This window comes from Herbaspirillum sp. UBA812, from assembly GCF_002296545.1.
GTDB lineage: Bacteria > Pseudomonadota > Gammaproteobacteria > Burkholderiales > Burkholderiaceae_D > Herbaspirillum > Herbaspirillum huttiense.
Genome location: NZ_DBIC01000154.1, coordinates 1 through 5,799 on the forward strand (window position 1 = coordinate 1; position 5,799 = coordinate 5,799).

Genomic DNA, 5,799 nt, shown 5'->3' on the forward strand with positions numbered 1-5,799 from the left:
ACCGTCTCGCCGGCAGCAGACACGCCGGCGTGGCCGTTGCCAGCGGGCTTGGCGTTCTCACCCATGATGCTCTCTGCGACTGCACTCATCATCTTCCCCTTGCTCTAAGCACTTCACCTTGATGGACACGGCGCAGGCCGCACCCGCTTACACCTTGATCTTGAACGCCTGCGCGTAGGCCGCCGGATTCTTGCCGTCCCACACCGTGCCGTCCATCAGTTTGGAACTGCGCATGACGTCCTTGGGCAGCGGTGTCTTGGTCATGGCGGCAGCGTCCTTGTAGAGATCGATCTGGTTGACCGACTTGGCCACGGCGAGGTAATCCGGATCACTCTTCAACAGGCCCCAGCGGCGGTGCTGGGTCATGAACCACATGCCGTCCGAGAGGAAGGGGAAGTTGACCTGGCCTTCGTCGTAAAACTTCATGTAGTTGGGATCGTCCCAGGTCTTGCCCAGGCCGTTCTGGTAGCGCCCGAGGATGCGCTGGTCGATCACGTCCTTGCTGGTGTTCACATAGGATTTATCGGCGATCACCTCGGCCATCTTGTTCTTGTTGGCCAGCGAGGCATCGATCCACTTGCTGGCCTCCAGGATGGCGGCCATCATGGCGCGACAGGTGTTGGGGTACTTCTGCACGAACTCCAGCGAGGAGCCCAGCACCTTCTCGGGATGGTCCTTCCAGATGTCCTGGGTGGTGATGGCAGTGATGCCGACGCCATCGACGATGGCGCGATGGCCCCAGGGCTCGCCCACGCAGAAGCCATCTATGTTGCCCACCCGCATGTTGGCCACCATCTGCGGCGGCGGGACCGTAATCACCTTGGCATCCTTCATCGGGTTGATGCCATTGGCGGCCAGCCAGTAATACAGCCACATCGCGTGGGTGCCGGTCGGGAAGGTCTGTGCGAAGGTGTATTCGCGCTTGTCGGTCTGCATCAGCTTGTAGAGCGATGCGCCATCGACCGCCCCCTTGTCGGCCAGCTTTTTGGACAAGGTGATGGCCTGGCCGTTATGGTTCAGGCCCATCAGCACCGCCATATCCTTCTTCTGGCCGCCGATGCCCAGTTGCACGCCGTAGATCAGGCCATACAGCACGTGGGCCGCGTCCAGCTCGCCGTTGGTGAGCTTGTCGCGCACGCCGGCCCAGGAGGCTTCCTTGCTGGGGACGATCTTGATGCCGTACTTCTTGTCGAAACCCAGCACCGAGGCCATCACCACCGAGGCGCAATCGGTCAGGGGGATGAAGCCGATCTTGACTTCCTCCTTTTCCGGCTTGTCCGAGCCGGCCGCCCACGCACCGCCCGGGAGCATGCCCAGCATGCCGCTGCCGGCAGCCAGTGCGCCGCCCTGCAGGAGCGTGCGGCGCTTGCCGTCCACCCTGTCCGCTGCCTTGAGCGCGCTGTCCTGTGCATCCTGCATGCCGCTGCCGAGCGCGCCTGTCTTGTCTGCCTGACCTTTGGATTCCATAGCACCATTCCCCTTGCGTTGCGATTTGAAGAAAGCCCAAACAAAAAAAGGCGTGTTCCGACATGGATGACCCATACCGGAAGACGCCTTTGTCCTGGACGGCGCGACCGCCATTGGCCACACCTTCACGTTGCTTGCGCATTGCTGCGCTTGTGCATCAGCTTCAGCAAAGAGCGTGCCAGAACCGCGACGCACCTCGGAAAGCCGCATGGGAACTGCGTTGCGAGGGAACACGACGAGATCCGCAGCGGCAGCAGGAGGACCGCGCGGCGCGATCAAATCGGGCGGGATCCGCACTTCGGTTGTGCCTTGCACCAAGTTGGCAGCGATTTGTCAGGGTCGCAACGATGGCCTGCACTGCCCAAGCCGGGGCGCGGCCACCTACTCACGCTTGCCGGATTTTCCTACAGCACATTGCGATGGGCGCTGATCGTGCGGCGGACCGGCTGACCCTAAGATGACCCCAGCTTTACGAATCACCCGGCGCTTGCACCCTGGCGGGCAAGAACGAACTCAATAACAAAGGAGAAATCCATGACCCTCGGCACCATCCTGCTCATCGTCCTGATCCTGATCCTGCTCGGCGTCATCCCGGCCTGGCCGCACAGCCGCAGCTGGGGCTATGGTCCCAGCGGTATCGCTGGCACCATCGTCATCATCCTGCTGATCCTGCTGCTGCTCGGCAAGATATAAGGCGGGGCGGCAGCCGGCCTGTGCGGTCCGGCTGCCATGGCCCCAGCCTTCAGACGCTCCCTTCCCTCCCGCAAGCCTGATACCATCCGGTGGCGGACGGGAAAACGGCGCGGACGGTGCCTGTCACCGTCCGCGCCGTTTGCTTGTGGACGCCGCCTCGCCCTGCCGGGGCAAGCTCACGCGCACGGCTCTCCCTGCTCCCGTACCGTGATGAGGCTGACATCAGATGAACAATAAATTCCTCGCTTCTCCCCTGCCCGCTCTCCTGGCGGCCCTGAGCCTGCTTTGCGCGGCCGCCGCGCACGCTGCTGAAGAAGATGTCAGCAAGGCCGATCCCCAGCGCTGGTACCAGGAAGACAACAGCGCCAAAGGCCGGCTGCAAAACCTGAACAAGGAAACCGCTGCCGCCTATGCCGAGGCGCTGCAGGGCTGCCGCAGCATGCGCGGGAAGGATGCTGCAGCCTGCCGCAAGCAAGCCACCGACGCCAGGTCGCAGGATGCTGCGCGGGCGCAGCGCATCTTCAAGGACTACCAGGGCGGCGAACCCGCTGCGACACCCATCAAGGGCGCGCGCAAGCCGATGCACAAGCACGGCGCCAAGTCGGCGGCAAGATAAGCGGCCGCCATCCACCTCCTGAATGCAACAACGCCGCGCCAGGTCACCCTGGCGCGGCGGTGTGGTGGGCCGCTCCTCAGCGCGAGGAGCGGCGGCCGGGATCAGCCGGCCAGTGAATTACTTGCCGACCTGATTGCCGATGACGCCACCGACGGCGGCACCACCCACGGTCCCGATGGCGCTGCCACCGGTGAGGACGGCACCACCGACGGCACCGGCACCCGCACCGATGGCGGTGTTCTTGTCTTGCTGGCTCATGCCGCTGCAGCCGGTCAGGGCGGCAAAGGCACAGATGGCTACCGAGGTCACTGCCAGTTTTTGCATGGTCTTCATGATGACTCCTTCCTCTTTGTCGAATAGGGGAATACGGCCGCCGATCAAGTCGACGGACGCATGATCACGCGCGGTGCCTTGGGCTGTCGTGCGTGATCACGATAAACCGGTGCGCTGGGCGCAGCCTTGGCCGGTTCGCGTTGCGCTGCCGGATCCTTGCCATCGGCGCGTGCGCCAAACAGCAGCACGGCGTTCTGGAGGGACTTGGAGCGCTTGCTCTCGGCCATGTCCATGTAGCGGAATTTCTTCTGCCCCAGCTTGTGCAGACGCGCTGCATCCACCGGCATGTGACGGTCCATCGTGGAAGCCGACCAGCGCGATGCGCTGTCGACGGCTTGCGGAGTTTCTGCGAAAGCGTGAGAGGCGAAAGCCGAAGCGGCTGCCAGCATGCAAATACCGACTGTTTTTTTCATGGTCGTCCCTTTCAGGGGTCCCTTCTGGCGGTGAGCAAAATTTCATGCGGCAAACCGTGAACTCTTTTGCAATTCCCGGCTCTACCAGCACCATGACCACATGGTCGCGGAAATTGCTGCATCACAAAATCAGCCGTTTCCGATATTTGTGTAGGCGTTTTCCTACACGCGCTGTGCTGCCTGCTTCAGATGTCCTTCACACCCTGCCGGCCCGTGCCGCCGGTGCCTGATCAGGTCACCGGAACACGGACATTCAGGACTTAGTCCTTGGCGGCTTCCTTGGCATCGCCATAGGTCTTCTGGACGTTGCCTTCCACCTGCTTGGCAGCACCCTTGACCTGCTGGCTGGTATTGCCGGTCAGCTCACCGGTCTTCTCCTGCACCTTGCCTGCCACTTCCTTCAAGCTGCCTTTGATCTGGTCCTTGTTCATGATGGCTCCTTTGGGTTGTTTGCCTGATGGTTACCCGGTGCCGCACTGGGCTGGCTGCCGGCTCCGCCACCCTTGCCGGCCCGACGGGCGGTGAGTGACGATGAATCCATGGTACCGATGAGCCTGTCGGGCGAACATAAGAGAGACGTCCTTTCACGCGTAGGAAAAAACGAAAAACGGTGCAGGAAAAACGCTCCTCAAACAAACCTCACCAAAACGCAAAAAGCCGCCCTGGGGGCGGCTTTCAGAGGGTGTGACGCAATCTTGAATAGCGTCGGGCGCCGGCCCGTCAAGTCTCGCTGGCAGCCAGTTCCGGACGGATCGGCAGGCTGATGCTGATGAGCGCGCCCTTGCCCGGCGTGGAGCGGATATCGACCTCACCACCAAAGAAGGTGGCACGCTCGCGCAGGCCGCGCAGACCATAGGTCTTGTGGTTGTCGCGCCGCTCTTCGGGAATGCCCACGCCATCGTCGCGCACGGTCAGCGCCACATGATCCTCATCGACATCGAGAATCACGTCGACCTTGCTGGCCTTGGCGTGCTTGGTCACGTTGTTGAGCATTTCCTGCAGCATGCGGTAGATGGCGATTTCCATCTCGTGACCCACATCGACGTCTTCATCGGGCAGGCTGGCGTGGCAGGCGATGCCGGTGCGCTCGTGCAATTCATCGAGCTGCTCCGAGATCGCGGCCTTCAGTCCGAACAGGTCCAGGGTATTGGGACGCAGCTCGGTCTGGATGCGCCGGGTGGTGGCCACCAGCGACTTCATCAGACCTTGCATGCGGGTCTTGCGATCGGCCCATTTTTCATCCGGCGGCAGGATCTGGTAGACCCCTTCCAGGTGCATCGACAGGGCCGTCAGCGACGCGCCCATGTTGTCATGCAACTCGCGGGCGATGGCGCGCTTTTCTTCCTCGCGCACCGTTTCCAGGTGGTTGGTCAGTTCGCGCAGCAGCGCCGTACGTTCGATGACGGTCTTCTCCAGCCGGCTCTCGCGCTCGCGCAATTCATCCTCGGCCTGCTTGCGTTCGGTGATGTCGGTGCTGATGCCGATCACACCCTGCACGCTGCCATCCTTGCCGAACCACGGCACCTTGGCAGTCTGGAAGGTCACCACGCCTTCGGGCAGGTGCAGGGTCTGCTCCAGCTTCTCGGGCTTGCCCGAGGCCATGACGCGGCGATCATCGCGGTCGACGGTGTCGGCCTCTTCCTCGACCAGGAACAGTTCACGGCTCGAGCGGTACATGGTCTCTTCCCAAGTCTTGCCCAGCTTGTGCAGCGTGGCCGGGTTGGCGAAGATCATCAGGCCCTGGCGGTTCTTGACGAAGATCGGGTCGCTGGTACTTTCACTGACGGCATTGAGCAACGCACTGGTTTCGGCCAGCTTCTGGGCGTTGCGCGTGCGTTCGCCGTATTCGCTGTCGAGCCGGCTGGCCGAGCCCCAGAAGATGAAGAGCACGATCACGCCGTTGATCAGCGTCAGGGTCGGCAGCACCAGCTCCGGCAGGATCCAGCCATGCGTCATGCCCCAGTTCAGCAGCAGGCTGAAGGCCAGCAGCAGGAACAGGGTCTGCGGCAGCAGATGGCGCAGCATCTGGCCACCGGGCGCCATGCGCAGGATCACCGCCATGAGCGGATGCGAGGGACGCGCCATCAGCAAGGCTGCGCCCAGCAGCGCAAACACCAGCGACGACAGCAGAGAGATGGGCAGCGGGAAATCGAGATAGATGAACTGGCTCACGTCATACAGGTAGCCCACCAGAGGGATGGCCGACAGGCCCATGAGCGTGAAGGCGAGATATTCCGCCGGATAGTAGCCGCCCAGCAGACGCCAGTCATGCAGCAG

At 62.5% G+C, this 5,799-nt stretch carries 7 protein-coding genes; 2 read left to right on the forward strand and 5 right to left on the reverse strand.

Going from position 1 to position 5,799, the window contains the following annotated elements; translation table 11 throughout:
• Window positions 1-147 precede the first annotated feature (147 nt).
• Window positions 148-1,419, reverse strand: coding sequence for a CmpA/NrtA family ABC transporter substrate-binding protein (locus B3873_RS09750; RefSeq protein WP_414651534.1), 1,272 nt, complete (start codon window positions 1,417-1,419; stop codon window positions 148-150).
• Between the two features lie 582 nt (window positions 1,420-2,001).
• Here B3873_RS09750 and B3873_RS09755 point away from each other — a divergent pair.
• Window positions 2,002-2,160, forward strand: coding sequence for a DUF3309 family protein (locus B3873_RS09755; protein ID WP_039788823.1), 159 nt, complete (start codon window positions 2,002-2,004; stop codon window positions 2,158-2,160).
• Between the two features lie 226 nt (window positions 2,161-2,386).
• Window positions 2,387-2,776: a hypothetical protein gene (locus tag B3873_RS09760; RefSeq protein WP_286865640.1), complete on the forward strand. Its 390-nt coding sequence runs from the start codon at window positions 2,387-2,389 to the stop codon at window positions 2,774-2,776.
• Window positions 2,777-2,893: 117 nt separating this feature from the next.
• Here the strand turns inward: B3873_RS09760 and B3873_RS09765 are convergent, their stop codons facing one another.
• The 4 genes from B3873_RS09765 to B3873_RS09780 all read right to left on the reverse strand — a co-directional run.
• A complete protein-coding gene (locus B3873_RS09765) occupies window positions 2,894-3,109 on the reverse strand; it encodes a glycine zipper 2TM domain-containing protein (RefSeq protein ID WP_286865642.1) in 216 nt (71 codons plus the stop codon).
• A gap of 44 nt (window positions 3,110-3,153) precedes the next feature.
• On the reverse strand, window positions 3,154-3,522 hold the full coding sequence (locus B3873_RS09770) for a hypothetical protein (protein ID WP_286865645.1): 369 nt from the start codon (window positions 3,520-3,522) through the stop codon (window positions 3,154-3,156).
• A gap of 260 nt (window positions 3,523-3,782) precedes the next feature.
• Window positions 3,783-3,953 (reverse strand): CsbD family protein, encoded by a 171-nt coding sequence (locus tag B3873_RS09775; protein ID WP_034338233.1) that lies wholly within the window; start codon window positions 3,951-3,953, stop codon window positions 3,783-3,785.
• 289 nt (window positions 3,954-4,242) lie between these two features.
• Window positions 4,243-5,799 (reverse strand): PAS domain-containing sensor histidine kinase (locus B3873_RS09780; RefSeq protein ID WP_286865647.1); only part of this gene is annotated, 1,557 nt, incomplete at its 5' end.